The organism is Mesorhizobium sp. BR1-1-16 (genome assembly GCF_020165495.1).
In the GTDB taxonomy this organism is placed as follows: domain Bacteria; phylum Pseudomonadota; class Alphaproteobacteria; order Rhizobiales; family Kaistiaceae; genus Kaistia.
Genome location: NZ_JAIUIE010000002.1, coordinates 279,757 through 305,304 on the forward strand (window position 1 = coordinate 279,757; position 25,548 = coordinate 305,304).

Annotated in this window: 18 protein-coding genes; 11 read left to right on the plus strand and 7 right to left on the minus strand. The window is 64.8% G+C overall.

What is annotated here, in order from left to right:
- Positions 1-6 precede the first annotated feature (6 nt).
- From LB518_RS07180 to LB518_RS07190, 3 genes are all read right to left on the minus strand, one after another.
- Positions 7-5,508: an alpha-2-macroglobulin family protein gene (locus tag LB518_RS07180; protein ID WP_224574954.1), complete on the minus strand. Its 5,502-nt coding sequence runs from the start codon at positions 5,506-5,508 to the stop codon at positions 7-9.
- A gap of 160 nt (positions 5,509-5,668) precedes the next feature.
- The gene (locus LB518_RS07185; protein ID WP_224574966.1) at positions 5,669-6,592 is read right to left on the minus strand and encodes a response regulator; all 924 of its coding nucleotides are present in this window, start codon (positions 6,590-6,592) and stop codon (positions 5,669-5,671) included.
- Positions 6,585-9,947, minus strand: a complete 3,363-nt coding sequence (locus LB518_RS07190) for an ATP-binding protein (RefSeq protein ID WP_224574968.1) — start codon at positions 9,945-9,947, stop codon at positions 6,585-6,587. Before LB518_RS07190 ends, LB518_RS07185 begins: the two co-directional genes overlap by 8 nt.
- A gap of 291 nt (positions 9,948-10,238) precedes the next feature.
- Between LB518_RS07190 and urtA the strand changes: the two genes are divergently transcribed.
- The 6 genes from urtA to urtE all read left to right on the plus strand — a co-directional run bounded on the left by urtA (position 10,239) and on the right by urtE (position 16,137).
- Positions 10,239-11,531 carry an urea ABC transporter substrate-binding protein gene (gene urtA, locus LB518_RS07195; protein ID WP_224574970.1) on the plus strand — a complete coding sequence of 431 codons (1,293 nt, stop codon included), beginning with the start codon at positions 10,239-10,241 and terminating at the stop codon, positions 11,529-11,531.
- A 143-nt stretch (positions 11,532-11,674) separates the two neighbouring features.
- A complete protein-coding gene (gene urtB / locus LB518_RS07200; RefSeq protein ID WP_224574972.1) occupies positions 11,675-13,297 on the plus strand; it encodes an urea ABC transporter permease subunit UrtB in 1,623 nt (540 codons plus the stop codon).
- A 2-nt stretch (positions 13,298-13,299) separates the two neighbouring features.
- Positions 13,300-13,440: a hypothetical protein gene (locus tag LB518_RS07205; RefSeq protein WP_224574974.1), complete on the plus strand. Its 141-nt coding sequence runs from the start codon at positions 13,300-13,302 to the stop codon at positions 13,438-13,440.
- Positions 13,437-14,597 (plus strand): urea ABC transporter permease subunit UrtC, encoded by a 1,161-nt coding sequence (urtC, locus tag LB518_RS07210; protein ID WP_224574985.1) that lies wholly within the window; start codon positions 13,437-13,439, stop codon positions 14,595-14,597. Before LB518_RS07205 ends, urtC begins: the two co-directional genes overlap by 4 nt.
- Positions 14,594-15,397, plus strand: a complete 804-nt coding sequence (urtD, locus tag LB518_RS07215; RefSeq protein ID WP_224574987.1) for an urea ABC transporter ATP-binding protein UrtD — start codon at positions 14,594-14,596, stop codon at positions 15,395-15,397. The genes urtC and urtD overlap by 4 nt, the downstream gene beginning before the upstream one ends.
- 44 nt (positions 15,398-15,441) lie before the next feature.
- Entirely contained in the window at positions 15,442-16,137 is a 696-nt protein-coding gene (gene urtE, locus LB518_RS07220) for an urea ABC transporter ATP-binding subunit UrtE (RefSeq protein WP_224575748.1), read from the plus strand.
- Here urtE and LB518_RS07225 read toward each other — a convergent pair.
- From LB518_RS07225 to LB518_RS07240, 4 genes are all read right to left on the minus strand, one after another.
- On the minus strand, positions 16,127-16,327 hold the full coding sequence (locus LB518_RS07225) for a hypothetical protein (protein WP_224574989.1): 201 nt from the start codon (positions 16,325-16,327) through the stop codon (positions 16,127-16,129). The two genes, urtE and LB518_RS07225, sit on opposite strands and share 11 nt — an antisense overlap.
- Positions 16,328-16,459: 132 nt before the next feature.
- Positions 16,460-17,083, minus strand: a complete 624-nt coding sequence (locus tag LB518_RS07230; RefSeq protein WP_224574991.1) for a 2-dehydro-3-deoxy-6-phosphogalactonate aldolase — start codon at positions 17,081-17,083, stop codon at positions 16,460-16,462.
- 13 nt (positions 17,084-17,096) lie between these two features.
- Entirely contained in the window at positions 17,097-18,059 is a 963-nt protein-coding gene (locus LB518_RS07235) for a 2-dehydro-3-deoxygalactonokinase (RefSeq protein WP_224574993.1), read from the minus strand.
- A 74-nt stretch (positions 18,060-18,133) separates the two neighbouring features.
- On the minus strand, positions 18,134-19,156 hold the full coding sequence (locus tag LB518_RS07240) for a LacI family DNA-binding transcriptional regulator (RefSeq protein ID WP_224575001.1): 1,023 nt from the start codon (positions 19,154-19,156) through the stop codon (positions 18,134-18,136).
- Between the two features lie 396 nt (positions 19,157-19,552).
- On the opposite strand from LB518_RS07240, the gene LB518_RS07245 reads away from it, so the two are divergent.
- From LB518_RS07245 to LB518_RS07265, 5 genes are all read left to right on the plus strand, one after another.
- Entirely contained in the window at positions 19,553-20,818 is a 1,266-nt protein-coding gene (locus LB518_RS07245; protein WP_224575013.1) for an ABC transporter substrate-binding protein, read from the plus strand.
- 137 nt (positions 20,819-20,955) lie between these two features.
- Positions 20,956-21,924: a carbohydrate ABC transporter permease gene (locus LB518_RS07250; RefSeq protein WP_224575015.1), complete on the plus strand. Its 969-nt coding sequence runs from the start codon at positions 20,956-20,958 to the stop codon at positions 21,922-21,924.
- Positions 21,924-22,754: a carbohydrate ABC transporter permease gene (locus tag LB518_RS07255; RefSeq protein ID WP_224575017.1), complete on the plus strand. Its 831-nt coding sequence runs from the start codon at positions 21,924-21,926 to the stop codon at positions 22,752-22,754. Before LB518_RS07250 ends, LB518_RS07255 begins: the two co-directional genes overlap by 1 nt.
- Positions 22,755-22,756: 2 nt before the next feature.
- Positions 22,757-24,424 (plus strand): beta-galactosidase BglA, encoded by a 1,668-nt coding sequence (bglA, locus tag LB518_RS07260; protein ID WP_224575019.1) that lies wholly within the window; start codon positions 22,757-22,759, stop codon positions 24,422-24,424.
- Between the two features lie 22 nt (positions 24,425-24,446).
- Positions 24,447-25,538 (plus strand): ABC transporter ATP-binding protein, encoded by a 1,092-nt coding sequence (locus LB518_RS07265; protein WP_224575021.1) that lies wholly within the window; start codon positions 24,447-24,449, stop codon positions 25,536-25,538.
- The last annotated feature ends 10 nt before the right edge of the window (positions 25,539-25,548 follow it).

Consider the following 25,548-nt stretch of genomic DNA (forward strand, 5'->3'; position numbering starts at 1 on the left):
TCGGCCCTACTTCGTCACCGTCGGGCCGACGACCTCGACGCGGCCGGTGTCGGTGTTGGCCCGGCGGTCCGGATCATACATGTCCTCGATGGTCGCGGCCGGGTGCACGAAGCTGCCCGGCGAGACGGCGCGGACGCCATAGGCGACCGAGAACTCGACCGGATCCTGCGAGGTGCGGTTGAGCGCCGCCATGAAGCGATCGGTTCGCGCTTCGGTATGGGCGACATTGCGCTCGACCGACAGCCACTCATAGGTCGACGTGTCGCCCGAGGCCGAGATGTTCGGGTTCTCGATCTCGAAGCCCGCCGGCAGCGGATCGACCACCATCAGACGGCCGAAGCGCGCTTCGGTCGCCGTCACATGCAGCACCACCACCAGCCGGTCGTTCTGCGCGACCGTTGTCGGGTCCGCCTCGGTGCCGTCGGTGTGGAAATAGCTGCGCTCGATCGTGAAGCCCTCGCCGCCGGCAGGCTCGGGATCAATCGGGATTCCGGTCAATGTCAGCGCCGCCTCGAGCGGTATGGTGCTGGTGTTCTCCACGACGAGAGGCCGGCCCTCGACATCGGAGCCGAGCAACTTGCGGTAAAGCGGCGCTTCGGCCGCGTTGCCGTCGACATCGAGCGAGGCGTTCTTCACGTCCTTCATCAGCGAGGCCGCCGCCATCAGCATCCAGCCCTGTTCCTGGGTCGAGATGAAGCGGCGCTGGTCGCGGGTCGAAGCGACCGTATCGACGAGCGCGGGCACATCTGCGCTCTGCGCGTCGGTCTCGGCAACGAGCGTCAGCACGGCAGCCTGATCGCGCAGATACGAGCCGTAGTCGTCGCGATAGGCGGGCTGCACGCCATAGCCCGACTTGACGTTCGCCACTGCCACCTTGAACACGATCTCGGCCCGGGCCTTGTCGCCGTAGAGCGCAAGGCCTGCGCCGATCTGCGCCTGCGCCAGCGGCGTCGCGAAATTGCCGAGCTTTGTCTCGGCGTAGTAGCGGAGGTCGCCCACTGCCGCCTTGCCGTTGGCGGCCAGCACATAGAGACTATAGGCGATCGCCTCGCCGCCTTTTTCGAAGTCCTGCGCATAGCCGATGCGGTTGGCGAGGTTGTCGAGCGCGTTGTTGAACGCGATCTCCGGCACGTCATAGCCGGTCGCCTTGGCGCGGGTCAGGAAGTCGGTGACGAAGGCGTCGAGCCAGAGATCGTCATAGCCTGGTCCCCAAAGGCCGAAAGACCCCGAGGCCGCCTGATTGTCGAGCACCTTGCCGATCGAAGCCTGCACGCGCTTGCGGATCTCGCTGTCCTGCGCGATGCCGATTGTTGCCGCGACCTGGTTGAGATAGAGCAGCGGCATCGCCTTCGACGTGATCTGCTCGGTGCAGCCATAGGGATAACGATCGAGCGAGGCGAGGATTGCCGGGACGTCGAGCCGCGCATTGCCGCCAACCGCCAGCGTCGCACTGGTGGTGCCCTGCTGGAACTCGCCAAAGGCGCCCTCGTCGAGGGTGAGCTTCGCTCCCGGCGCGAGCGCGATCAGCGAGCGGCGCGAGATCGGCTGGCCCGCCGGGCGGATGCCCAGCATGTAGGTGCGGCCATAGCTCGCCCCATCCGGCCCGTTCAGCGTCACCGTGATCTGGTGGTCGCCAATCGCCTCGGCCGTGATCGGCAGCGCGAGCGTCGCCTTGGCCGCGGTTTCGAGCCGGACGCCGCGATCATTGTCGCCCGGTTGCAAGGTTACGCCGGGCGCGTCGACCGCGAGGCGATAGTCGCCCGCCGCGCCCTCGACATTGTTGATCTCGACCAGGATACGGCTCTGGTCGCCGGGCGTCAGGAAGCGCGGCAGGCTTGCCATCACCACGACGGGATCGCGGACGATGACGTCCTTTTCCGCATGGCCGACGCCGTCCTTGGTCCAGGCCATCGCCATCAGGCGGACGGTGCCGTTGAAGTCGGGTAAATCGAAGGTGATCGTGGTCTTGCCGTCAGGGCCGACCTTCACGATTCCCGAATAATAGGCGATCAGCTTTTCGGTCGGCGGTGGCGCCTTGAGGCCGGGTGCGCCACCATCGCCGCCGGAGCGCAGCTTGCCGGGGACGCCCTGCATGCGGTCGATCAGCTGCCCATAGAGGTCGCGGATTTCCATGCCGAGCCGCCGCTGGCTGAAATACCATTCATCCGGCGCCGGCGTCTTGAAGCCGGTGAGGTTCAAGATGCCGACATCGACGGCTGCGACCGTCACATAGGCTTCGGTGCCAGCCGGAACATTGGCGAGCGTCACCGGAATGGTGAGCGGGCCGCGCGGCCGGATTTGGTCGTCGGTATCGAGCGTGATCGCGATTCTGCGGTCGCCCGGATCGACAGGCACCCAGGCAAGGCCGAGCGCCCGCGTCGGCATGCGCTTGGCGGCGATGTCCATCGGGCGGTAGAGCGCCGCGGTGACATAGGCGCCCGGTCCCCAGTTCGCGGTCACGGGCAAGTCGACGGTGGTCCCGCCTTCCGGCACGCTGACCGTCTTCATGTCGATGACGCGGTCGTCGATGACCATGATCTGCGCAATGCCGGGGAAGCGCGGATCAAGCCGCAGCTTCGCGGTTTCGCCGACCTTGTAATGTGCCTTGTCCATCGAAACGGCCAGCATATCAGGCGTCTCGGATTGCGAAGCCGCATCGACATACCAGCCGGCGTCGAAATCGACGCTGGAGGAGGTCTCGTTCTCGCCGGCAAGACTGACCGTCAGCCGGTAGTGGCCCCATTTGACATCAGCCTGGACTGTCGCCGACCCTTCGGCCGGAATGTCGGCCGTGCCGTTGACGACTCGGCTCGACGTCGTGATCGGCTCATACTTCCAGGCGCCGTCGCGGCGATACCACTGGTAATTGGTTTCGAGCTTCTCGACCGACCATGTGGCGCTGGGCGCAGCGATCCGCGCCCCATCGGCGCCGATGGCGATGAGCTCGAACTTGGCCGATGCACCTTCAGGCACACTGCCGCCATCGAAGCCCGGCTTGATACCGACATGCGCCCCGCCGGCGCTGGCCGGCAGCTTCAGCCGCCGCTCGACGGCACGGCCATTGGTATCGGTGACGCGGACGACGATCTCGGCGTCGAAGAGCTTGGTGGTCGCCGGCAGCTCCGGCACGGTCGCTTCCAGCGAGGCGTTGCCCTCGTCATCCGTGACGGCTGTCGCGCCGAGCGAGTCGCGGATGGCCTCGACGGGGTCGTCGGAGAGGCCGAAGCTGTAGCCCGGAAATTCGGCGGCGCTCGAGGTCGGCGTCGCGATGAAGTCCCCATCGACGCCGAGCCCGGTCGCCTTGGCGCCGTAGAGATATTTCGCGGTGAGGTCGATCGGGAAGGTCTCGCCCGAGGTCAGGCGGGTGGCGGAGGTCGAGAGTTCGAACGCGATCCGCTCGGGCTCGAAATCATCGACAAGCGCCGAGATGTCGGCGAGCGCCGCGCCATCGGGATCGGCAAAGAGCTGGAAGCGCCAGGCGCCGCGCTGGGCGCCGTCCGGCATGGTCACATCGGCGCTGTAGCCGCCGAGCCCGGCGTCGTCGAGCTTCCTGCGCAGGAATTCGACGCCATCCGGCCGATCGACGACGAGCGTCAGCGGCAGGCCGGTGACTGCGCGTGCCTCGGCGTCGCGCAGTAGCGCCGTCAGATGAACCGTCTCGCCGGGGCGATAGATGCCACGCTCGGTCGTCATGAAGGTGTCGAGCTTGCCCGGCGCCGGGCGCCCGTCAACGCCGCGGTCGGTGAGATCGAAGGCGGTCTTCTTCAGATCGAGGAATGCGTAGTCTCCGGCACCCGTCTCGGCAACGATCAGTTGCGGCGCCATGCCGCCCTGGCCCCGCGCAAGGCCCGGCTCGAAGTGGACATAGCCGTCGGCGTTGGTTTTCGCCTCGCCGAGCACTTCGTCATTGGTCGCGACGAGCTTCACCTTCACGCCGGCCAGCGCCTCGGCGGTGTTCAGCGAGCGCACGATGGCATGCACGCCATCAGTGCCCGACAGCGCCGAGAGGCCGAGATCGGAAACGATGAACCATTGCGTCGCGAGGTCGCCGTAATAGTCGGTGTCGTTGACCTTTGCCCGGGCGGTGATGACGTAGACGCCCGGCTCGACGCTTTTCAGCGCATCACCGATCGGGATTGCGGTGGTGACGCTCTCGTTCAGCTTGGAACCGACCTCGATTTCGCCCTTCCAGATTTCCTGGCCGGACTGGCTCGCGATCTGCTCGGCCGAATAGGTATCGAGCTGGCGGAGGAACGTGCCGTCGCGCACCGCGATGGCGACCGAACGGTCGCCGATCCGGTAGACGGTCGCGGCGATACGGCTCGCATTGACCGAATCAATCGGGATCGAGGCGCCCTGGCCGGCCGGCAGCACATAGGCGTTGCCGGCAAAGCCGACCCACGGATCGCGATCGCGTACATAGCTGGAAATCTCGGCGGTCTGCGCCAGCGTCTCGCCGTCGGCAGAAGGCAGCCCGGCGCGGACGCGAATGGTGTAGCGGCTGCCATGCTTCAGCCCGTCGACGCAGATCTGGTTGTCTTCGGGCTCGACAGCGAGACCGCTGCCACCCTCGACGACGATGAAATCGGTGAGCTTCGGATCGGCGACCGGCAGCGGGTCCGAGAAGACGACGCACATGCGCGGCGAAGCGGCATCGGCATCGACGCTGTTCGAAACGATGCGGAAGCCGTGATCGCGAAGCGCCGCGTCATAGGCGGCGCGGATCGACTTGTCCTCGCGAAAGGTGAGGGCGAGGCGATAGGTCTTGATCGCCTCCCGCCACATCTCGCGCCGTTCAAGCGCCTTGCCGAGGATCCCCAGCGCGAGAGCCTGATCGCTGGCGCCATCCGAGCGGAGATAGGCATTGATCGCGGCCGAAGTCGCGCCCGTCGCCGCCTGCTGGCGCTCGCCGCTGTCGTTCGAATTCTGCTGCAGGAAGGCGTTGGCGAACGCCCGCCACACGGCAGGGTCCTCGGGCAGGATTGCCAGCATCGCGCCATAAGCGCGCGTCGCCACGATAGGGTCGTTCTTGACGGCCGCCGTCGCGGTCGTCTTTGCGATCTGGGCGTAGCCGAAGCCGTTGGCGGGATAGGCGCGCGCGAGACCGCCGAGCTGTGCCTTGGCTTCGTCGAACGGGCCGGGACCCAGAAAGGCCAGCTCATCCGTTCGCTTGGTCGCGACCGAGGTGGCGAGGGGCTTTGTGGTGACGATCCGGCCGGCGACGGCTCCGGTCGCAGTGGCGAGCGGCCCGAAATCGTTCTTGAGGAAACACCAGCGCGCCTTGGTATTGTAGGTGAAGGCCTGGCAGGTCTGGTCGGCGACGCAAGCGCTCGCGCAGGCCTTCTGGTCGACATCCTTGAGCGTCTGGGTGTCGAAGCCCGCATAATCAGCGTCGCGGGAGATGATCACGCTGCGATCCGCTGCTTCTGCCGCCGACATCGCCAGCAGTCCGGAACCGAGCACGAAGCCGAACACGACGCGCTGCAGAGCGCCGAAAAGACGAGCCATGATCTTCTCCCCGTGGCAGCCGCCACCCTCAACGGCGGCCACTCTACGTCGATGGAAGGATGCGGTCAAAGCCCTGCGGACAACCGGCAAGACAGCTAAGATTCTGGGAATGTTCGCCTTTTACCGCATCGCACTGACTGGTGTGAAAGCCGTCACAACGCTACGCTTCCCCCAGCGCCGTCAGGGCCATCACGGCGGCGGAGGCGCGGTTTTCGACGCCGAGCTTCTGGTAGATCTGCTCGAGATGCTTGTTCACGGTGCGCGGCGAAAGGCCGAGAATCTCGCCGATGTCGCGGTTGGATTTGCCGCGCGCGATCCAGAACAGAACCTCCGCCTCGCGCGCCGTGACCGCGAACTGGCGGCGCAGCAGCGCTTCCTGGCCGTCCGAATCCTCGCGTGTCAGGCGGAACAGGAACTCACCCTCGCCGGTGCTGCCGAGATAGGAGAGCTGCAACGGCTGGCCGTCGGCCGCGACGATCGGCGCCGGTGGCGGGATCGAGCCGCGCTGGCCGGCCGAAATCTTGAGCCAGACCTTTAGACTTTCGGGCAGAAGGATGACGCCGTCTTGCGCAGGAAGGGCCGCTTCGAGCAGGCGCACGGCCTGCGGCGTGCACCAGAGGATTTCGCCGGAGCCATTGGCGGCGAGCAGATAGCGGCCGGCTGTGTCGAGCGCCAGCCGCGCGCTCTGTGCAGTGCGGGCATTGGCGAGGTGAACGCGGATGCGGGCAAGCAGCACGTCGAGCACGATCGGCTTCGTCACATAGTCGACGCCGCCCGCCTCCAGACCCTCGACGATATGCTCGGCTTCCGAAAGTCCGGTCATGAAGATGATCGGCACATGCGCGAGCGCGGCATTGGCCTTCAATCGACGGCAGGTCTCGAACCCGTCCATGCCTGGCATGACCGCGTCCATCAGGATGATGTCCGGCGTGATGCGGTCGACGAGGGCGAGCGCGCGCGCGCCTTCGGTCGCGACCAGTACGGTGGCGCCGGAATGCTCCAGCGCGTCGGTGAGGAAGCTCAGCGTCTCCGGTGAATCGTCGACGACGAGCACGATGTCGCGGGCCTTTGCGATCTCAGCCATCCTCGCCGATCGCCTCCAGGACCGCGTGGTAGCGGTCGAAATCGAAATTCTTCAGATGATTGCGCATGGCGGCGACGAAGACACGGTTGGCGGCGTCGCTGTCGAGCTGATCGAGCTTCGCCTCGATGCCGCGGACATAGCCGATGCGGCCAAGATGCAGAAGCTCCTCGACATGGTCTGCGCCGGGGCTGTTCATTGGCGCGGGGTCTTCGGCGCGCGTCGCTGCGGGCAGCTCGTCGCTCCAGTCGAGCTTCAGCAGCGTCTGGATGCGGTCGAGCAGCTGGCGGATCTCGAACGGCTTGGGCAGCGCGCCGTCATGGACGGCGTTCTCGCCCGGTGCCGGCTGCGTCTCGCCGACATTGGCCGAGAGCATCAGGATCGGCGCGACGTGGCCGAGCTCGCGCAGCCGCCGCGCAAGTTCCCAGCCGCTCATTCCGGGCATCGAGATGTCGAGCAGGAAGAGATCCGGCCGGATATCGCCGGTGAGCGCCAGGCAGGACGGCCCGTCGGGCACGGCCAGGACGATGAAGCCGAGCGGCTCGAGGATGTGGCGGACGAGATCGCGGTGATCCTGGTCGTCATCGGCGACGAGGATCGTGCGGCGCAATCCCTCATAGCCATGGATGCGCAGCGCCGGCGGCGGCAGCGCGGCGGCCGGCCGCTCGATTGAGGCGAGCATCAGGCGAACCTCGAAGCGGCTGCCGGCATCGACCGTGCTCGCCACGGTGATGTCGCCACCCATCAGCTGCGCCAGCATCTTGGTGATCGTCAGGCCGAGCCCCGTTCCGGGCACGGCGCGCGAGCGGGTCGAGGCGCCGCGCTCGAACGGCTCGAAGATGCGATCGATATCCTCTGCCGGGATGCCGGGGCCGGTATCCTCGACGACGATGCTGGCGATCTGGTTGCGATAGCCGATCACGAGGCGAACCGAACCGGTCTCGGTGAACTTGATCGCATTGGAGAGCAGGTTGACGAGGATCTGCCGTAGCCGCTTCTCGTCCGTATGCACCAGTTCCGGCAGGTAAGGCGGCCGCTCGAAGGTGAAGCCGAGCCCCTTGCCCTCGGCCTGGAAGCGGAACATGTCGACGATCTGGTCGAGAAAATCGCCGAGCCGCACTTCGTTGCGCTGCAGCTGCAGCCGGCCGGCCTCGATGCGGGAGATCTCGAGAAGCCCGTCGATCAGGCCCGAGAGATGCTCTGCGCTGCGGCGGATGACGCGGATGCGGTCCTGCCGCGAGGGAGCGATCGTCTCGTCGCGCTCGAGAATCTGGGCATAGCCGAACACGGCGTTGAGCGGGGTGCGCAATTCGTGGCTCAAGCCGACCAGATAGCGGCTCTTGGCGAGGTTCGCAGCTTCGGCCGCCTCCTTCGCGCGCTGCAGCTCGGCGTCGGTCCTTCGATGCGCCTGGATCTCGCGCAGCAGCAGCGTGTTCTGCCGGGCCGATTCCTCCTGCGCCACATGGCGGCTCTCATTGGCGAGAACAAGAAACCAGGAGGCGATGCCGGCAACGATGAACAGGATGAAGAACGCCGCCCAGAGGGTCTGGCCGATGATCGCGTCGTGAATGCCGCCATGTGCGGTCGCCTGAACATGGATCAGCATCAGCACCAGGCTGATCACCGCCATGAACAGCGTGAGAATGCCGAGATACTGCACGATCCGCGGGCTGATCCGCCTGGCGACGCTTTCGGGCAGCACGGCGGACACGGCGGTGGCGACCTGCGTCTGCAGCCGTGCATGCGGCTTGCAGAGGTCGTGGCAACGCGCATCCAGCGAGCAGCAGAGCGAGCAGATCGGTCCGGAATAGGCCGGGCAGTAGGCGCTGTCCTCGGGCTCGAAAAAATGCTCGCAGACCGTGCACTGGATCTCGGTCCTCAGCATCCACTGCGCGCGCGGCTTGCGGGCGAGGTAATAGCGGCCCTTGGTCAGCCAGGCGATCGCGGGCGCCGTCACGAGCGCGAGGCCAAGCGCGATGAAGGGCGCGAGTGCCTTGGCGACCTCGCCGAACAGTCCGACCGCCGCGACAAGGGCAATCGCCGTCGCCGTCCCCATCGCGCCGACCCCGACAGGGTTGATGTCGTAGAGATGGGCGCGCTTGAACTCGATGCCTTCAGGCGAAAGGCCGAGCGGCTTGTTGATCGCAAGGTCCGCGACGATCGTGCCGAGCCAGGCGACCGCGACCACCGAAAAGAGGCCGAGCGTCTGTTCAAGCGCCCTGTAGATGCCGAGCTCCATGAGGAGGAGGGCGATGGCGACGTTGAACATCAGCCAGACGACGCGGCCCGGATGGCTGTGCGTCAGCCGCGAGAAGAAATTCGACCAGGCGAGCGAACCCGCATAGGCGTTCATCACATTGATCTTGAGCTGCGACACCACGACGAAGGCTGCTGAGAGAAACAGCGCCGCATCGGGCCAGGGCAGGACATAGCCGAAGGCGACGACATACATCCGCGCCGGCTCGGCGGCATGTTCGGCCGGCACGCCGTGGCGCAGCGCCAGCACCGCGAGGAACGATCCGAACAGGAGCTTCGGCGCGCCGACGATGATCCAGCCTGCGCCAGCCAGCACTGTCGCGATCCGCCCGCGGCGGCCGCGCAGGCCTTCCGGCGGCAGGAAGCGCAGGATGTCGACCTGCTCGCCGATCTGCGGCATCAGGCCGAGAATGACGGAACAGGCGGAACCGAAGGCGACGAGATCGAGCCCATGCCCGCTTGCGCCCGGCGTCAGGCCGTCGAAGGCGAGCCAGGAGGCGACCGAGCCGCCGTCCTGCCACAGGATGAAGCCGACCGGCAGGATGTTGAGCACGATCCACAAGGGCTGCGTCACGAGTTGGAAGCGGCTGATCCAGGTGATGCCATGCGTCACGAGCGGGATCACGGCCGCGGCCGAGAGGATATAGCCGAGCCAGATCGGGATGCCGAAGGCGAGCTGCAGCGCCGTCGTCATGATCGAGGCTTCGATCGCGAACAGGATGAAGGTGAACGTCGCGTAGATCAGCGAGGTAATCGTCGAGCCGATATAACCAAAGCCCGCTCCGCGCGTGAGCAGGTCGATATCGACGCCATAACGCGCGGCATAGCGCGCGATCGGCAGGCCGGTCAGAAACAGCACCACGCCGACGACGAGCGTCGCGGCGAGCGCATTGGTGGTGCCATGCGAGAGGGTGATCGCGCCGCCGATCGCCTCCAGCGCCAGGAAGGAAATCGCGCCGATCGCCGTCTGGGCGACGCGTGGCGTCTTCCAGCGCCGGGCGCTCTTCGCCGTGAAGCGGAGGGCATAGTCTTCCAGCGTCTGGTTGGCGACCCAGCGATTGTATTCGCGGCGGACCGGTAGGATCCGCTGTCGTCCCGCCATCGTCTCCTGCCCAGTTTCAAGGCGTGCACACTGATCGAGCGACAGTACCGATCCATGCCGCCCGCGCAAGTCTCCGGACAGCCAGCAGATTGCGCGGCTGGCGGCGCTTCGCGCTGCACCTACGTCAATCGACGTATATGCCGCACTGCGGAATCCGGTCGACAATCCCTGCGAGCGTCAGGAAGGGCGAGCCTTGGCTTTGCCGCTGTCGTTTCGGGAAAAATGGAAGCCAGACGTGACGACCGCCCGGGGCAATCCCGTGAGCGGCGTTCCAGCAGGGGGAATTCCTTCATGTTCAAACGAGTAGGCCGGACTCTCGGCGCGCTCGCGACGGCGGCCCTGATCGGCGCCGGCGTCACGGGCGCCCACGCCGCTGACGATACGATCAAGGTCGGCATCCTTCATTCGCTGTCGGGAACGATGGCGATTTCGGAGACGACCCTCAAGGATACGGTGCTCTTCCTCATCGACGAGCAGAACAAGAAGGGTGGCCTCCTCGGCAAGAAGCTCGAGGCCGTCGTCGTCGATCCGGCATCGAACTGGCCGCTCTTCGCCGAAAAGGCGCGCGAGCTGATCAGCCAGGACAAGGTCGCGGTGGTGTTCGGCTGCTGGACCTCGGTGTCCCGCAAGTCCGTCCTGCCGGTCTTCAAGGAACTGAATTCGATCCTGTTCTATCCGGTCCAGTATGAGGGCCAGGAGAGCGAGCGGAACGTCTTCTACACCGGCGCGGCGCCGAACCAGCAGGCCATTCCGGCGGTCGACTATCTCATGAGCGCCGATGGCGGCTCGGTGAAGCGCTGGGTTCTGGAAGGCACGGATTACGTCTATCCGCGCACGACCAACAAGATCCTCGAAGCCTATCTGCAGTCCAAGGGCGTCGCTCCCGAAGACATCATGATCAACTACACGCCGTTCGGCTTCTCTGACTGGCAGACCGAAGTTGCCGCCATCAAGAAGTTCGGCTCGGCCGGCAAGAAGACCGCCGTCGTTTCGACCGTCAATGGCGATGCCAACGTTCCCTTCTACAAGGAACTCGGCAACCAGGGCATCAAGGCGACCGAGATCCCGGTCGTGGCCTTCTCGGTTGGCGAAGAAGAACTCGCCGGCATCGACACCAAGCCGCTGGTCGGCCATCTCGCCGCCTGGAACTATTTCGAGTCGATCGATACGCCCGCCAACAAGGCATTCATCAAGAAGTGGCATGCGTTCATCAAGAACGACAAGCGCACCACCAACGACCCGATGGAAGCGACCTATATCGGCTTCAACGCGTGGGTTAAGGCCGTGCAGGCCGCTGGCACCACCGACACCGATGCGGTCATCGACGCTCTCATCGGCACCGCCGTGCCGAACCTGACCGGTGGCTACTCGGCCGTCATGCCGAACCATCACATCACCAAGCCGGTCTATATCGGCGAGATCCAGGCCGACGGCCAGCTCGATGTGGTGTGGCAGACCAAGGGCCTCCTCCCGGGCGCTGCCTGGTCTCCCTACCTGCCGGAATCCAAGAGCCTGATCTCGGATTGGCGCGCCCCGCTGTCCTGCGGCAACTACGACGTCGCCACCGGCAAATGCGGTAGCTGACCCGTCCCATGGCACGGATCATGCTTCGTGATCCGTGATGAAACCAGGCAGGAAGGCGCCTCCGCGCCTTCCTGCAATCCCTCGGGCCCGCAAGACATCTTGCCGGTTGGATCCTCGTGACGCCTGAACGGACATCGGTGACCATGCGCTATTCTCTTCCGTGCCTCGCGACCCTCGCTGCCGTCTTCTTCATGCTCGCGGCGGCGCTGCATCCGGCCTTCGGCGCCGACATCCGCCCCGAGGTCAACGCATTGGGAACGCCCGGCTATACGGCCTTGAAGGAAGCGATCGGGGCGCTGGCGGCGACAGGCGATCCAGCCGTGCCGGAGTTGCTGCAGGCGCTCGGCCAGGGCGAGCTCTATGTCCGCGTCGCCGACAGCGCCGTCTTCAAGGTCACGGATACCGATGACGGCTACAATCTCGTCGATCCGCTGACGGGCGAGGACGCCGGTCCTGCGGCGGCCGATGAAGTCAGCAAGATCACCGTCAACAACTCGGTCCGCGAAACCATCAGCGCCGCGCTCGGGCTGATGACGCTGATGTCCCCCGACCCCCAGAAGCGGCTCGCCGCGGCGGGCGACGTCTACAAGAGCCAGGATCCCAAGCAGATCCCGCTGCTCGACACCGCCATCGCCAAGGAAACCGACAAGAGCGTCGCCGCCGCGCTGCAACTTGCCCGCGCCGCTGCAGTCCTCCGCTCCGACATGAGCGATGCCGACAAGCTGGCGGCCGTCGAGATCGTCAGCCAGCGCGACGATCAGGACGCGATCTCGCTGCTCTCCTCCTTCGTCGCCTCTGCGCCGGACGGCGCCGCCAAGACCGCGGCTGCCTCCGCGATCACCACCATCCAGGGAACGCTTCAGCTCTGGAGCGGCGTACAGAATGTCTGGTACGGCATCTCGCTCGGATCGGTGCTGCTGCTCGCGGCGATCGGCCTCGCCATCACCTTCGGCGTCATGGGCATCATCAACATGGCGCATGGCGAGATGGTCATGCTCGGCGCCTACACGACCTTCGTCGTGCAGGAGGTCATCCGCAGCCATTATCCCGGCCTTTTCGACTGGTCGCTCGCCATCGCGCTGCCGCTCGCCTTTCTCGTCTCCGGCGGTGTCGGCGTCCTGATCGAGCGCTCGGTGATCCGCTTCCTTTATGGCCGGCCGCTCGAAACGCTGCTCGCCACCTGGGGCATCTCGCTGATCCTGCAGCAGGCGGTTCGCACCTGGTTCGGACCCAACAATCGCGAGGTCGGCAATCCATCCTGGATGTCCGGCACCTTCGATCTCGGCCATCTCGCGATCACCTACAACCGCATGTGGATTGTCGTCTTCGCGCTCGGCGTCTTCGCGGTGCTGATGCTGGTCCTGAAGCGCACGCCCTTCGGCCTGCAGACCCGCGCGGTGACGCAGAACCGGCCGATGGCCTCCTCGATGGGCATCCGCACGCCCTATGTCGATGCGCTCACTTTCGGGCTCGGCTCCGGCATTGCGGGCATCGCCGGCGTGGCGCTATCGCAGATCGACAATGTCAGCCCCAATCTCGGCCAGAATTACATCATCGACAGCTTCATGGTGGTGGTGTTCGGCGGGGTCGGCAATCTCTGGGGCACGCTGGTCGGCGCGTTCACGCTCGGCATCGCCAACAAGTTCCTGGAGCCCTATGCCGGCGCCGTTCTCGCCAAGATCCTCGTCCTCGTCTTCATCATCCTGTTCATCCAGAAGCGTCCGCGCGGCCTGTTCGCCCTCAAGGGCCGCTCGGTGGAGGCTTGATCATGATCGCGCGCGCCATGGCCGAGGCTGATGCGACCCTCGTCGCGAGAATGACCGGCACATCGATCGGCAGCGGGATGGCTCCCGGCCTCTTGAGGCTGCTGGATCGTCTCGGCACCATGATGAAGGGGACCATCCGATGATCACCGCCTTCATCTTCCGTGCGCTCGATCGCAACACCTATATCGTGCTCGGCCTGCTGCTTGCCGTCGGCATCCTGTTGCCGCTGCTCAGCCTGACCGATCCGTCCTTTCCGCTGCATGTGCCGACCTACGTCATCGCGCTGATCGGCAAATATCTCTGCTACGCGCTGCTCGCGCTCTCGGTCGACCTCGTCTGGGGCTATTGCGGCATTCTCTCGCTCGGCCATGCGGCGTTCTTCGCGCTCGGCGGCTATGCGATGGGCATGTATCTGATGCGCCAGATCGGCGCGCGCGGCGTCTACGCCAATCCCGTCCTGCCCGATTTCATGGTCTTCCTGAACTGGAATGAGCTGCCCTGGTTCTGGTACGGCTTCGACCACTTCTGGTTCGCGGCGATCATGATTGTCGCGGTGCCGGGACTGCTCGCCTTCATCTTCGGCTGGTTCGCCTTCCGCTCGCGCGTCACCGGCGTCTATCTCTCGATCATCACGCAGGCGATGACCTATGCGCTGCTGCTCGCCTTCTTCCGCAACGACATGGGTTTTGGCGGCAATAATGGCCTGACCGACTTCAAGGACATTCTCGGCTTCAACATCCAGGCGCCGGCCACGCGCGGTGTCCTGTTCTTCGCCTCGGCGCTCGCCCTGGCGGCGGGCTTCCTGATCTGCCGCGCCGTCATTGCGTCGAAATTCGGCAAGGTGCTGATCGCCGTGCGCGACGCCGAAAGCCGGACGCGCTTCATCGGCTACCGGGTCGAGGGCTACAAGCTGGTCGTCTTCGTGCTGTCGGCGATGATGGCCGGCGTCGCCGGCTCGCTCTATGTGCCGCAGATCGGCATCATCAATCCCGGCGAGTTCGCGCCGGCCAATTCGATCGAGGCGGTGATCTGGGTCGCGGTCGGCGGACGCGGCACGCTGATCGGGCCGATCGTCGGCGCGCTGCTCGTCAATTTCGGCAAGACCTGGTTCACGAGCGGCATGCTCGCCGAATACTGGCTGTTCGTGCTCGGCGCCCTGTTCGTCGCCGTCACCCTGTTCCTGCCGAAGGGCGTCGTCGGCACGCTGCTGGCGCGGGCCAAGGCGAGGCCGACATCGACCTCGGCTCCTGCTGCCGTTTCCCCGATCGATGCGACCATTGCTGCGGAGGAAGGTGCATGACCGCGATCCATGACCAGGCGGCCGCACCGGCCGAACGCGTGCGGGCCAGCCGCGAGAAGGCGAAGAACTCGCTGCTCTATCTCGACGGCGTCTCGGTCTCCTTCGATGGCTTCAAGGCGCTGCGCTCGCTCTCGCTCGTGATCGAGCCCGGCGAAATGCGCGCCATCATCGGCCCGAACGGCGCCGGCAAGACCACGATGATGGATGTCATCACCGGCAAGACCAAGCCGGACGAAGGCGACGTCTTCTTCGCCGGCGATACCGATCTGACGCGCATGGACGAGGCCTCGATCGCCTCGCTCGGCATCGGCCGCAAGTTCCAGAAGCCGACGGTGTTCGAGAGCCATACCGTCTGGAACAACATCGATCTGGCGCTTGCCGGCGTTCGTGGCCCCTTCGCGACGCTGTTTCATCGCACGAGCCTGCGCGAAACGGCCCGTATCGAGGAGATCCTCGACGTCATCCGCCTGGCCGACAAGAAGGAATGGCTCGCCGCCAATCTTTCGCACGGCCAGAAGCAATGGCTCGAGATCGGCATGCTGCTGGCGCAGGAGCCGCAGCTGCTGCTCGTCGACGAGCCGGTTGCGGGCATGACCGACGCCGAGACGCGGGAAACAGCGGCGCTGCTGCGCGAGATCGCGAAGACGAAGTCCGTCGTCGTGGTCGAGCACGACATGTCCTTCGTGCGTGATCTCGACGTCAAGGTGACGGTGCTGCATCAGGGTTCGGTGCTCTCGGAAGGCACGCTCGACGCGGTTTCGGCCGATCCGACCGTCATCGAAGTCTATCTGGGCCGGTGAGGATGATCATGTCCAAGACGAAAGCAGCGCCGACCGCCGGTTCCATGCTCGAAGCGAAGAATGTCGACCTCTATTACGGGGCCGCACAGGCGCTGCGCGGCGTTTCTCTGACCGCCGAGGTCGGCAAGGTTACATGCCTGATGGGACGCAACGGCGTCGGCAAGTCGAGCCTTCTGCGTGCCATCGTCGGCCAGAGGCCGATTTCAGGCGGCGAGATCGTCTGGGAAGGCAAGGTGCTCGGCCGCATGGCTGCGTATGACCGCACCCGCGCCGGCATCGCCTATGTTCCGCAGGGTCGCGAGATCTTCCCGCTCCTGACAGTGAAGGAAAATCTCGAGACCGGCTTCGCGCCGCTGGCGCGCAAGGAGCGCTATATTCCCGATTATATCTTCGAGCTGTTCCCGGTCCTGAAGGACATGCTCGGCCGCCGCGGCGGCGATCTCTCCGGCGGCCAGCAACAACAGCTTGCCATCGGCCGCGCCTTGGTGACGCGGCCGCGGCTGCTCGTGCTCGATGAGCCGACCGAGGGCATTCAGCCTTCGATCATCAAGGATATCGGTCGCGCCATCGAATGGCTGCGCGGGCAGGGCACCATGGCGATCCTGCTGGTCGAGCAATATTTCGATTTCGCGCATGAACTCGCCGACACCTTCGCCGTGATGGATCGCGGCGAAGTGGTGGCGTCAGGCCCTCAGTCCGAAATGGGCAGCGAAGCTGTCCGAGCCCATCTCACGGTGTGAGGCAGTTCTCGAAGGGCTGGCGCCGCCGCGGTGTCGGCCGTTTGCTGTCCTTGGCCGCGACATCGCGAAAGAGGGCGCGAATATCATCCGATCGTACGCCATCGCTCGACATCAGCATGGCGATGATCGGCTCATGCAGAAGTTCGTTCAGCGAAGTTTCCTTGCCATAGCAGGAATTGGAGTCGTTCATCACGAACCTCCTCGGGCGTTCGGGCTCTACGTGCGTCCCAAACATTACGGCACTCGATGACGTTTGTAAGAAGGAAGCAGAGCCCCTTGTTCACGTTCGTTTGATGCTGCGAAGCAATACTGTTTCGCCGTCTTATGCTGCAGCGTCGAAGGCAGCCACGAGCTCGGCGGCGCGGGCAGCCACATCGGCGATGCTGGCGCCGGGCTTGTAGAGGAACGAGCCGATGCCGAAGCCGGCGCAGCCGGCCTTGAGGTATTCGCCGAAATTCGACGCATTCGCGCCGCCGACGGCCAGCACGGGCAGATCCTTCGGCAATACCGCCTTCATCGCGCGAATGCCGCTCGTCCCGATCAATTCGGCCGGGAAGAACTTCAGCGCGTCCGCGCCGGCATCGATGGCCGCAAAGGCCTCGGTCGGCGTGAAGACGCCGGGATAGGATTCGAGCCCGAGTTCCTTGGTGCGGCGGATCACGGCGGGGTTGGCATTCGGCGAGACGATCAGCATGCCGCCGCTGTCCTTGACAGAATCGACATGGGCGACCGAGAGCACCGTTCCGGCGCCGACCTTGGCGCGGCCAGCGGCACGCTTCGCCATCGTCTCGATGGAGACGAACGGCTCCGGCGAGTTCAGCGGCACCTCGATCAGCGTGATCCCGGCTTCCACGAGCACGTCGAACACGGCCGCGGCTTCCCCCGGCGCGATGCCCCGCAGAATGGCGACCAGCGGGCGGTGGCTTCCAAACAGTGGATGGGTCATCGGCAGGGTTCCTTCAAAGAAGTCCGTTGGCGCGCGCGATGCGCACGAGGCCGCGCCGGACGAGCGCCGAGCCGTCACGCGCCTCGGCGTGATGGCCGGCAACCGCGAAGGCCGCCGAATAGGCGCGCGCCAGCGAGCGTGAGCCGATGATCCGGATCGGCTGATCGGCGTCGAGCAGGCGCGCGTCGCGCGCGGCGGCGATTTCACCGCCGATGACGAGGCCGGAGAGGTAGGCAAGGTTGTCGTCGCCCGAGACGCCATCCAGGAGCTGCCTGACGCGCACCGAGAAGATCGCGCCGAGAAAGGGCAGGCCCTCGAGGACACTGCGCCGGACGGCGAGCGCGAAATGCTCCGATGAGGCGATGTCGTCGGCGTGCTCGGCAACGGAGTGGCGCAGGAACGACTTCCGCGCCAAAAGCTCGAACATCTCGCCCGTCATGAAGGTCTGGAAATCGCGGATCGTACCGCCACCGACCGCCGCCCATTTCGAATGGGTGCCCGGCAGGATGGCGATGCCGGCGAAATCCGGCTCCTCTTCCATCAGCCCGACGAGCTGGGTCTCCTCGCCGCGGATCACGTCGCCGTCGCGCACGGCAGAGCGCAGCACGAGGCCGGGGACGATCGCGAGCGCGCGATGATCGCTGCCCTCGAAGCGATGGAGCCCGGCCGCAAGCGCCTCGCTCGTCGCCGGAACCGGAACATAGGCTGCTTCGCGCCAGCCCTGGCGGCTGCCGACCATGCCGGCCATCAGCACGGGAACGCGCGGCCAGCCGCTCGTCAGCCGCTCGAACGCATCCTCATGGCCCTGTCCGCCGAGCGGCCCGATGCCGTCGGCGCTCTCCGCCTCGGCGATCAGCCCGCCGTCTGCGTCGAGCAGCATCGCGCGGCAGCGGGACGTGCCCCAGTCGACCGCGATCAGGGCAGCGTCGGCATCATCGATGGCGGGGTGACCGTCAGAGGAAGAGATAGCGTTCAAGGCAGCACTCGCGGAGCGGATCCGAAGGGTCGAAGCGTTGTTCGACACTCGCCCGCCCCTGTCAAGCATGCCCTTCAATCGGCAGGCGCTGGCCCTGTCGAGGCCCTGATGACGAGCTCCACCGGCCAGAGTTCATGGATCGTCTCGGGCGCGCGGCCGCCGACGATTTCCATCAGCAATTCGCCGACGCGCTTGCCCGCCGCGCGGATCGAGGAGCGTGTCGTCGACATGGTCGGAACCATTACGTCGGGGTTCAGGAACGGGAATACGTCGTCATGCGCGATCATCGAGACGTCGCGGCCGAGCTCCAGTCCGGCAGCGCGGATGGCACGAAAGGCGCCGAGCGACATCATCATGGACGAGACGAGCAGCGCCGTCGGCCGCGGCCGTTCGGCCAGGAAGCGTTCGGCAATCCGGTAGCCGACCTCATCGCTCATCACGCCGCCGGCGATGAAATCCTCCTCGGGCGTGATCCCGCGCGCCGCTAGCGCCGAGCGGAAGCCGATCTCGCGGTCGCGCGCGAATGTGAAACGCGACTCGCCGTTGATCAGTCCGATGCGCCGATGGCCGAGATCGAGCAGATGCTTGGTGGCGTGGCGGAAGGCACCCTCGTTGTCGATATCGATCCAGGCATGCGGAATGTCCGATTCCGTCCGGCCATGCAGGATGAACGGCAGGCCGAGTTCGGTCAGCAGACGGACGCGTTCGTCCGCAATGAGCGGGCTCGACAGGATCACCCCGTCGACGCGCGAGCCGACGGCCATGCGCTGGTAATTCGCCGTTTCATCGCCGCCGCGCGAGGGAGAGAGGACGATGTCGATCTCGTCGCGCAGCAGCGTTTCGCCGAGACCGGCCTGAAACTCCATGTAATGCGGATCGAGCAGCATGTTGCGGTCGGTCGGCAGTACGATGCCGATGGCGCTGGCTCGGCCGGTGGCGAGCCGCCGCGCATTGGCATTCGGCTGATAGCCATGCCGGCGGGCAGCGTCGAGCACACGCCGTCGCGTCTCTTCATTGACTTCGGGATAGCCATTGAGCGCCCGGCTCACGGTCGTCTGCGACAGACCGAGATGCTGGGCGAGATCCTTGAGCTTCATCGAGCCCTTTCCTCCCACTTGAACCTATTCAAAGCGCTTTCAAATCCTGTTGCAAGCCGCTTCGGCCCGATCCACATGTCGGCGGTGGGTTCAGGAGGCACGAACCGCCATCATCCTTGCGGCAATTTTCGAGTTATTTCAAGGAAATGAGCCGATTTGTCGTATGAATTGGGCCGCAAAGCATGCTGCGCCGCTTTCGGTTTTGCAATTGCTGGAGCTTGACAGTTCTCGCGCCACCTGCTGAAACTCGGTTCAAAGCGCTTTGGGTTCCTGCCGGGAGCAGGTGATCAAAGGGCGTTTTTTGGGAGGGGGAAGAGCGAGGGCGCGTCCGGAGGTGGACAGCTCCCGGCACTTGCTCGCCCATGAGATTCGTTTGTTTCTCAGGGAGGTTTGAACATGAACATGCGATCCGCGCTCCTCGGCTTCGCGGCTGCGATGGCCATCGCCAGCGCCGCCGACGCCGCGAACCTGTCGATCGTCTCGGGCGATACCGGCAACGGTCTCGCCGTGCTGCGTGAAAAGCTCGACATCTACGAAAAGCAGTCGGGCAACAAGGTCACGATCGTCCCGATGCCGTCGTCGACGACCGACCAGTTCGGCCAGTACAAGCTCTGGCTCGCCGCCGGCAATTCCGACATCGACGTCTACCAGACCGACGTCATCTGGGCGCCGCAGCTCGCCGAACAGCTCGTCGATCTGACTGACGCCACCAAGGATGTCATCGGCCAGCATTTCCCGTCGATCGTCGAATCGCAGACCGTGAACGGCAAGCTCGTTGCGATGCCGCTCTTCACCGATGCGCCGGCGCTTTATTACCGCAAGGACCTGCTCGAGAAATACGGCAAGTCGGTGCCGAAGACCTGGGCCGAGCTCGCCGCCACGGCGAAGGAGATCCAGGATAAGGAGCGCGAAGCCGGCTCGAAGGACCTCTGGGGCTTCGTCTGGCAGGGCAACGCCTATGAAGGCCTGACCTGCAACGCGCTCGAATGGGTCAAGTCGCACGGCGGCGGCCAGATCGTCGAGGCCGACGGCACCATCTCGATCAACAATCCGAAGGCGGCTGCAGCGCTCGACGAGGTCAAGGGCTGGGTCAACACCATCTCGCCGCCCGGCGTGCTCGCCTATCAGGAAGAAGAGTCGCGTGGCGTCTGGCAGACCGGCAATGCCGTGTTCATGCGCAACTGGCCCTATGCCTATTCGCTCGGCAATGGCGCCGACTCGGCCGTGAAGGACAAGTTCGACGTCGCTCCGCTGCCGGCCGGTTCCGATGAGGGTGGTGGCTCGGCGGCAACGCTCGGCGGCTGGAACCTTGCTGTGTCGAAATATTCGAAGAACCAGAAAGAGGCGATCGACCTCGTCAAGTTCCTGACTTCGAAGGAAATGCAGAAGAAGCAGGCGATCGAGGCCTCCAACCTGCCGACGATCGTCGATCTCTACGACGACGCCGACATCGCCAAGGCCGTTCCGATCATCCCGCGCTGGAAGGAAGTGTTCCTGAACGCCGTTCCGCGCCCGTCCGCGCCGACCAAGGTCAAGTATAACGAGGTTTCCTCGGACTTCTGGACCGCCGTGCACAACACGATCGCCGGCAATGGCAGCGCAGCCGACAATCTCGAACTGCTCGAAGCCCAGCTGACCAAGCTCAAGGGCGCCAACTGGTAAGCCCCGATACCTCGCCCCCCGCGTGATCGCGGGGGGCGATTTTCGTTGAATTCACCGCCTCTGGCGCTACCGTTGCCGGAAAACAGGCGCGTGAACCCGCCAGTTGCGGGCCGATCAGGCCTTGGGGGACGATCAGCATGGCCATAGCCGAAACCGTCGACGACGCCGAACAGAGCGCCGGCTCCGATCTCTTCCGCCAGCGCATTCGTTCGGCCTGGCTGTTCCTGACCCCGATGCTGGTGGTGCTGGCCATCGTGGCCGGCTGGCCATTGCTGCGAAGCATCTATTTCTCGTTCACCAATGCTTCGCTGACCAATATCAACGCGGCGCAGTGGATCGGCTTCGAGAACTATCTCTCGATCACGACGCTGAAGAGCGGCCGCGTCATCTATGACGGCCTGCTCGTCGATCCGCTGTGGTGGAAGTCGGTCTGGAACACCGTCCGCTTCTCTGTCGTCTCGGTGATTTCCGAGACGATCATCGGCATGATGGTCGCGCTCGTCCTCAATGCGGAATTCCGTGGCCGCGGCATCGTGCGCGCCGCGATCCTTGTGCCCTGGGCCATTCCGACGATCGTTTCGGCCAAGATGTGGGCCTGGATGCTCAACGACCAGTTCGGCATCATCAACGACATTCTGCTGAATCTCGGGCTGATCTCGCAGAAGATCGCCTGGACGGCCAATCCCGACACCGCGATGCTCGCCGTGCTGATGGTCGACATCTGGAAGACGACGCCGTTCATGGCGCTGCTGATCCTGGCGGGCCTGCAGATGATCCCCGGTGACATCTACGAGGCGGCGAAGATCGACGGCGTGCATCCGGTGAAGGTGTTCTTCAGGGTCACGCTGCCGCTGGTGCGCCCGGCGCTGATGGTCGCGATCATCTTCCGCATGCTCGACGCGCTGCGCATCTTCGATCTCATCTATGTGCTGACCGCGAACAACGCCCAGACCAAGACGATGTCGGTCTTCGCCCGCGAGAACCTGTTCGATTTCGACAAGTTCGCGTATGGCTCGGCGGCATCGACGATGCTGTTTCTGATCCTGACGGTCATCACGGTTGTCTATATCATCGTCGGCAAGGTCAATTTCGAGGGAGGCCGCTGATGCTCTGGCATGTGATCAAGCGCGTCGCCTTCTACCTGCTGGTGATCGGCATTGTCTTCATCTCGATCTTCCCGTTCTATTACGCGATCATCACGTCGTTCAAATCCGGCACGGCACTGTTCGAGATCAACTACTGGCCGAGAACCTTCTCGCTCGCCAATTATACGCAGGTGCTGACGACGGGGAGTTTCCCGCGCAACCTCGCCAATTCGCTGCTGATCGCCTCGGTGGTGGTGGCGATCTCGCTGGTCCTTGCCGTGACCGCGTCCTTCGCCCTGTCACGCGTCCGGTTCGCCGGCCGCTCGCTGCTGCTGTTCACGATCCTCGCGGTCTCGATGTTCCCGCAGATCGCCGTGCTGTCGGGCCTGTTCGAACTGGTGCGCTTCTTCGGCATCTTCAACACGCCGTTCGCGCTGATCTTCTCCTACATGATCTTCACGCTGCCCTTCACCGTGTGGATCCTGACGACCTTCATGCGCGACCTGCCGATCGAGATCGAGGAAGCCGCGATCGTCGATGGCGCCAGCCCTTGGGTCATCATCACCAAGGTCTTCCTGCCGCTGATGTGGCCCGCCTTGGTGACGACGGGCCTCCTCGCCTTCATCGCGGCCTGGAACGAATTCCTGTTCGCGCTGACCTTCACATCGTCCAACAACACCCGCACCGTTCCGGTCGCGATCGCCCTTCTGTCGGGCGCTACTCAGTACGAAATCCCCTGGGGTAACATCATGGCTGCGTCGGTCATCGTCACCGTACCGCTCGTCGTCCTCGTGCTGATCTTCCAGCGCAAGATCATCTCGGGCCTGACGGCCGGCGGCGTGAAGGGTTGATGATGAGCCAGACTGCGCAGCAGGTTCCCGGCTCGATCCTCTCGAGCGATCCCGATTGGTGGCGCGGCGCCGTCATCTATCAGGTCTATCCGCGCTCGTTCCAGGACACGAATGGCGACGGCGTCGGCGATCTCAAAGGCATCGCCGAGCGGCTCGGCCATATCGCCGCGCTCGGCGCGGACGCCATCTGGATCGCGCCGTTCTTCAAGTCCCCGATGAAGGATTTCGGCTACGACGTCTCGGATTATTGCGCCGTCGACGGTCTGTTCGGCACCATCGAGGATTTCGACCATCTGATCGCGGAAGCGCATGCCCGCGGCATCCGCGTGCTGATCGACCAGGTGCTGTCGCACTCCTCGGACCAGCATCCCTGGTTCAAGGAGAGCCGCTCCTCCAAGGATAACGCGAAGGCCGACTGGTATGTCTGGGCCGACGCCAAGCCCGACGGAACGCCGCCCAACAACTGGCTGTCCATCTTCGGCGGCTCGGGCTGGGAGTGGGATACGACCCGCTGCCAGTATTACCTGCACAATTTCCTGACATCGCAGCCCGACCTCAACTTCCACACCATGGCGGTGCAGGACGCGCTGCTGGATACCGTCGAGTTCTGGCTGAAGCGCGGCGTCGATGGCTTCCGCCTCGATACGGTGAACTTCTATGTTCACTCCGAAGCGCTGCAGGACAATCCGCCATCGCTGCCGGAGGATCGCAATTCGCCCGAGGCGCCGGCGGTCAATCCCTATAACTGGCAGGATCATATCCACGACAAGAGCCAGCCGGAAAATCTCGAATTCCTGAAGCGGCTGCGGGCGCTGCTCGATCGCTATCCGGGCCAGACAACGGTCGGCGAGATCGGCGATGGCCCCCGCTCGCTGAGGACCATGGCTGCCTATACGTCCGGCGGCGACAAGCTGCACATGTGCTACACCTTCGACTTCCTCTCGCCGATCTTCACGAAGGAACACTTCGTCAAGCGCGTGACGGCGTTCGAGGCGATCGTCGGCGATGGCTGGCCGTGCTGGGCCTTCTCGAACCACGATATCGTCCGCCATGTCAGCCGCTGGACCACGGACGGCGACTATGACGGCGTCGCCAAGATCGCGGCGGCGATCCTTCTGTCGCTGCGCGGCTCGGTCTGCCTCTATCAGGGCGAGGAACTCGGGCTGACCGAGGCCGATATCGCCTTCGAGGATCTGCAGGATCCCTACGGCATCCGCTTTTGGCCCGAGTTCAAGGGCCGCGACGGCTGCCGCACGCCGATGGTGTGGGAATCGAACGCTACTTATGGCGGCTTCTCGACCGGCAAGCCCTGGCTGCCGGTGCCGCAGGAGCATATCGCCCGCGCCGCCAACCGCGAGGATGTCGACCATCAGTCCGTGCTGGCGCTCTATCGGCGCATGATCGCGTTCCGCAAGGCGCATCCGGCACTCATTCGCGGCAGCATCGCCTTTATCGATACGCCGGACGATGTGCTCGGCTTCATCCGCACAACGGGCGACGAGTCCGTGCTGGCTGTGTTCAATATCGGAACGACGGCGGTCACCGCCGATCTGCCGCCTGGCATCGAGGTTGCGCCGCTCGATGGCCACGGGTTCACCGCGACGCTGCATCAACAGGAACGGACCATCAGCCTGAACGGACGCGACGCGTTCTTCGCCAGGATTGTCTGACGGGCTCTGAAGGGGAACGAACATGGCTGGACTGCTGCTGCGCGGCATCAAGAAGAGCTACGGCACCGTCAAGGTGCTGCATGGGATCGACCTCGACATCAAGTCGGGCGAGTTCATCGTCTTTGTCGGCCCGTCGGGCTGCGGCAAGTCGACCTTGCTGCGCCTGATCGCCGGCCTCGAGGACATCACCGGCGGCACGCTGCAGATCGACGGCCAGGTGGTCAACCAGCTGGCGCCCTCGAAGCGGGGCATCGCCATGGTGTTCCAGTCCTATGCGCTCTATCCGCATATGACCGTCTACGACAACATGGCTTTCGGCATGAAGCTGGCGAAGGGTCACGAGGCCTCTGAGATCGACAAGCGCGTGCGCGAGGCGGCCGAGATCCTGCAGATCACGCCCTATCTCGATCGCCTGCCGAAGCAGCTCTCGGGTGGCCAACGCCAGCGCGTCGCCATCGGCCGCGCCATTGTGCGCGACCCCAAGGTGTTTCTCTTCGACGAGCCGCTGTCCAATCTCGACGCGGCGCTCCGCGTGCAGACGCGCATCGAGATCAACAAGCTGCATGAGCGCATGGCCGGCGTGACGATGATCTATGTCACGCATGACCAGGTCGAGGCGATGACGCTCGCCGATCGCATCGTGGTGCTGAATGCCGGCCGCGTCGAGCAGGTCGGCGCGCCGATGGAGCTCTATCACCGGCCGGACAATCTGTTCGTCGCCCGCTTCCTCGGCTCCCCGTCGATGAACACCATTCCCTGCACGATCGTGTCGGGCAGCCCGGACGCGGCGGTCCAGCCGGATGGCTGCAACAAGATCGCCGTCGCCGCTGTCATCCCGTCATCGGCCGCCGGCAAGCGCGGCACCTTCGGCGTCCGTCCCGAGGATCTCGTGCTGACCGAGGGTCCCGACGCGATCTTCCAGGGCACGATCGACATCGTCGAGCAGCTCGGCGAAGTGACGCTCATCTATGTCGATGTCGGCACCAGCGAGCCGATCGTCGCCAAGATCGAGAACGAAGCCGTCGTCGCCAAGGGCCAGAAGGTCTCGCTCACCACCGAGAAGCGACACCTTCACGTCTTCGACGAAAACGGCGTCGCCTTCCCGCGCGGCTAGAGCGTTTCCG

Bases quoted from the DNA above. Each gene is read 5' to 3' on its own strand.
- LB518_RS07180 (WP_224574954.1), bottom strand. From the start codon at position 5,508: ATGGCTCGTCTTTTCGGCGCTCTGCAGCGCGTCGTGTTCGGCTTCGTG.
- LB518_RS07185 (WP_224574966.1), bottom strand. From the start codon at position 6,592: ATGGCTGAGATCGCAAAGGCCCGCGACATCGTGCTCGTCGTCGACGAT.
- LB518_RS07190 (WP_224574968.1), bottom strand. From the start codon at position 9,947: ATGGCGGGACGACAGCGGATCCTACCGGTCCGCCGCGAATACAATCGC.
- urtA (WP_224574970.1), top strand. From the start codon at position 10,239: ATGTTCAAACGAGTAGGCCGGACTCTCGGCGCGCTCGCGACGGCGGCC.
- urtB (WP_224574972.1), top strand. From the start codon at position 11,675: ATGCGCTATTCTCTTCCGTGCCTCGCGACCCTCGCTGCCGTCTTCTTC.
- LB518_RS07205 (WP_224574974.1), top strand. From the start codon at position 13,300: ATGATCGCGCGCGCCATGGCCGAGGCTGATGCGACCCTCGTCGCGAGA.
- urtC (WP_224574985.1), top strand. From the start codon at position 13,437: ATGATCACCGCCTTCATCTTCCGTGCGCTCGATCGCAACACCTATATC.
- urtD (WP_224574987.1), top strand. From the start codon at position 14,594: ATGACCGCGATCCATGACCAGGCGGCCGCACCGGCCGAACGCGTGCGG.
- urtE (WP_224575748.1), top strand. From the start codon at position 15,442: ATGCTCGAAGCGAAGAATGTCGACCTCTATTACGGGGCCGCACAGGCG.
- LB518_RS07225 (WP_224574989.1), bottom strand. From the start codon at position 16,327: ATGAACGACTCCAATTCCTGCTATGGCAAGGAAACTTCGCTGAACGAA.
- LB518_RS07230 (WP_224574991.1), bottom strand. From the start codon at position 17,083: ATGACCCATCCACTGTTTGGAAGCCACCGCCCGCTGGTCGCCATTCTG.
- LB518_RS07240 (WP_224575001.1), bottom strand. From the start codon at position 19,156: ATGAAGCTCAAGGATCTCGCCCAGCATCTCGGTCTGTCGCAGACGACC.
- LB518_RS07245 (WP_224575013.1), top strand. From the start codon at position 19,553: ATGAACATGCGATCCGCGCTCCTCGGCTTCGCGGCTGCGATGGCCATC.
- LB518_RS07250 (WP_224575015.1), top strand. From the start codon at position 20,956: ATGGCCATAGCCGAAACCGTCGACGACGCCGAACAGAGCGCCGGCTCC.
- LB518_RS07255 (WP_224575017.1), top strand. From the start codon at position 21,924: ATGCTCTGGCATGTGATCAAGCGCGTCGCCTTCTACCTGCTGGTGATC.
- bglA (WP_224575019.1), top strand. From the start codon at position 22,757: ATGAGCCAGACTGCGCAGCAGGTTCCCGGCTCGATCCTCTCGAGCGAT.
- LB518_RS07265 (WP_224575021.1), top strand. From the start codon at position 24,447: ATGGCTGGACTGCTGCTGCGCGGCATCAAGAAGAGCTACGGCACCGTC.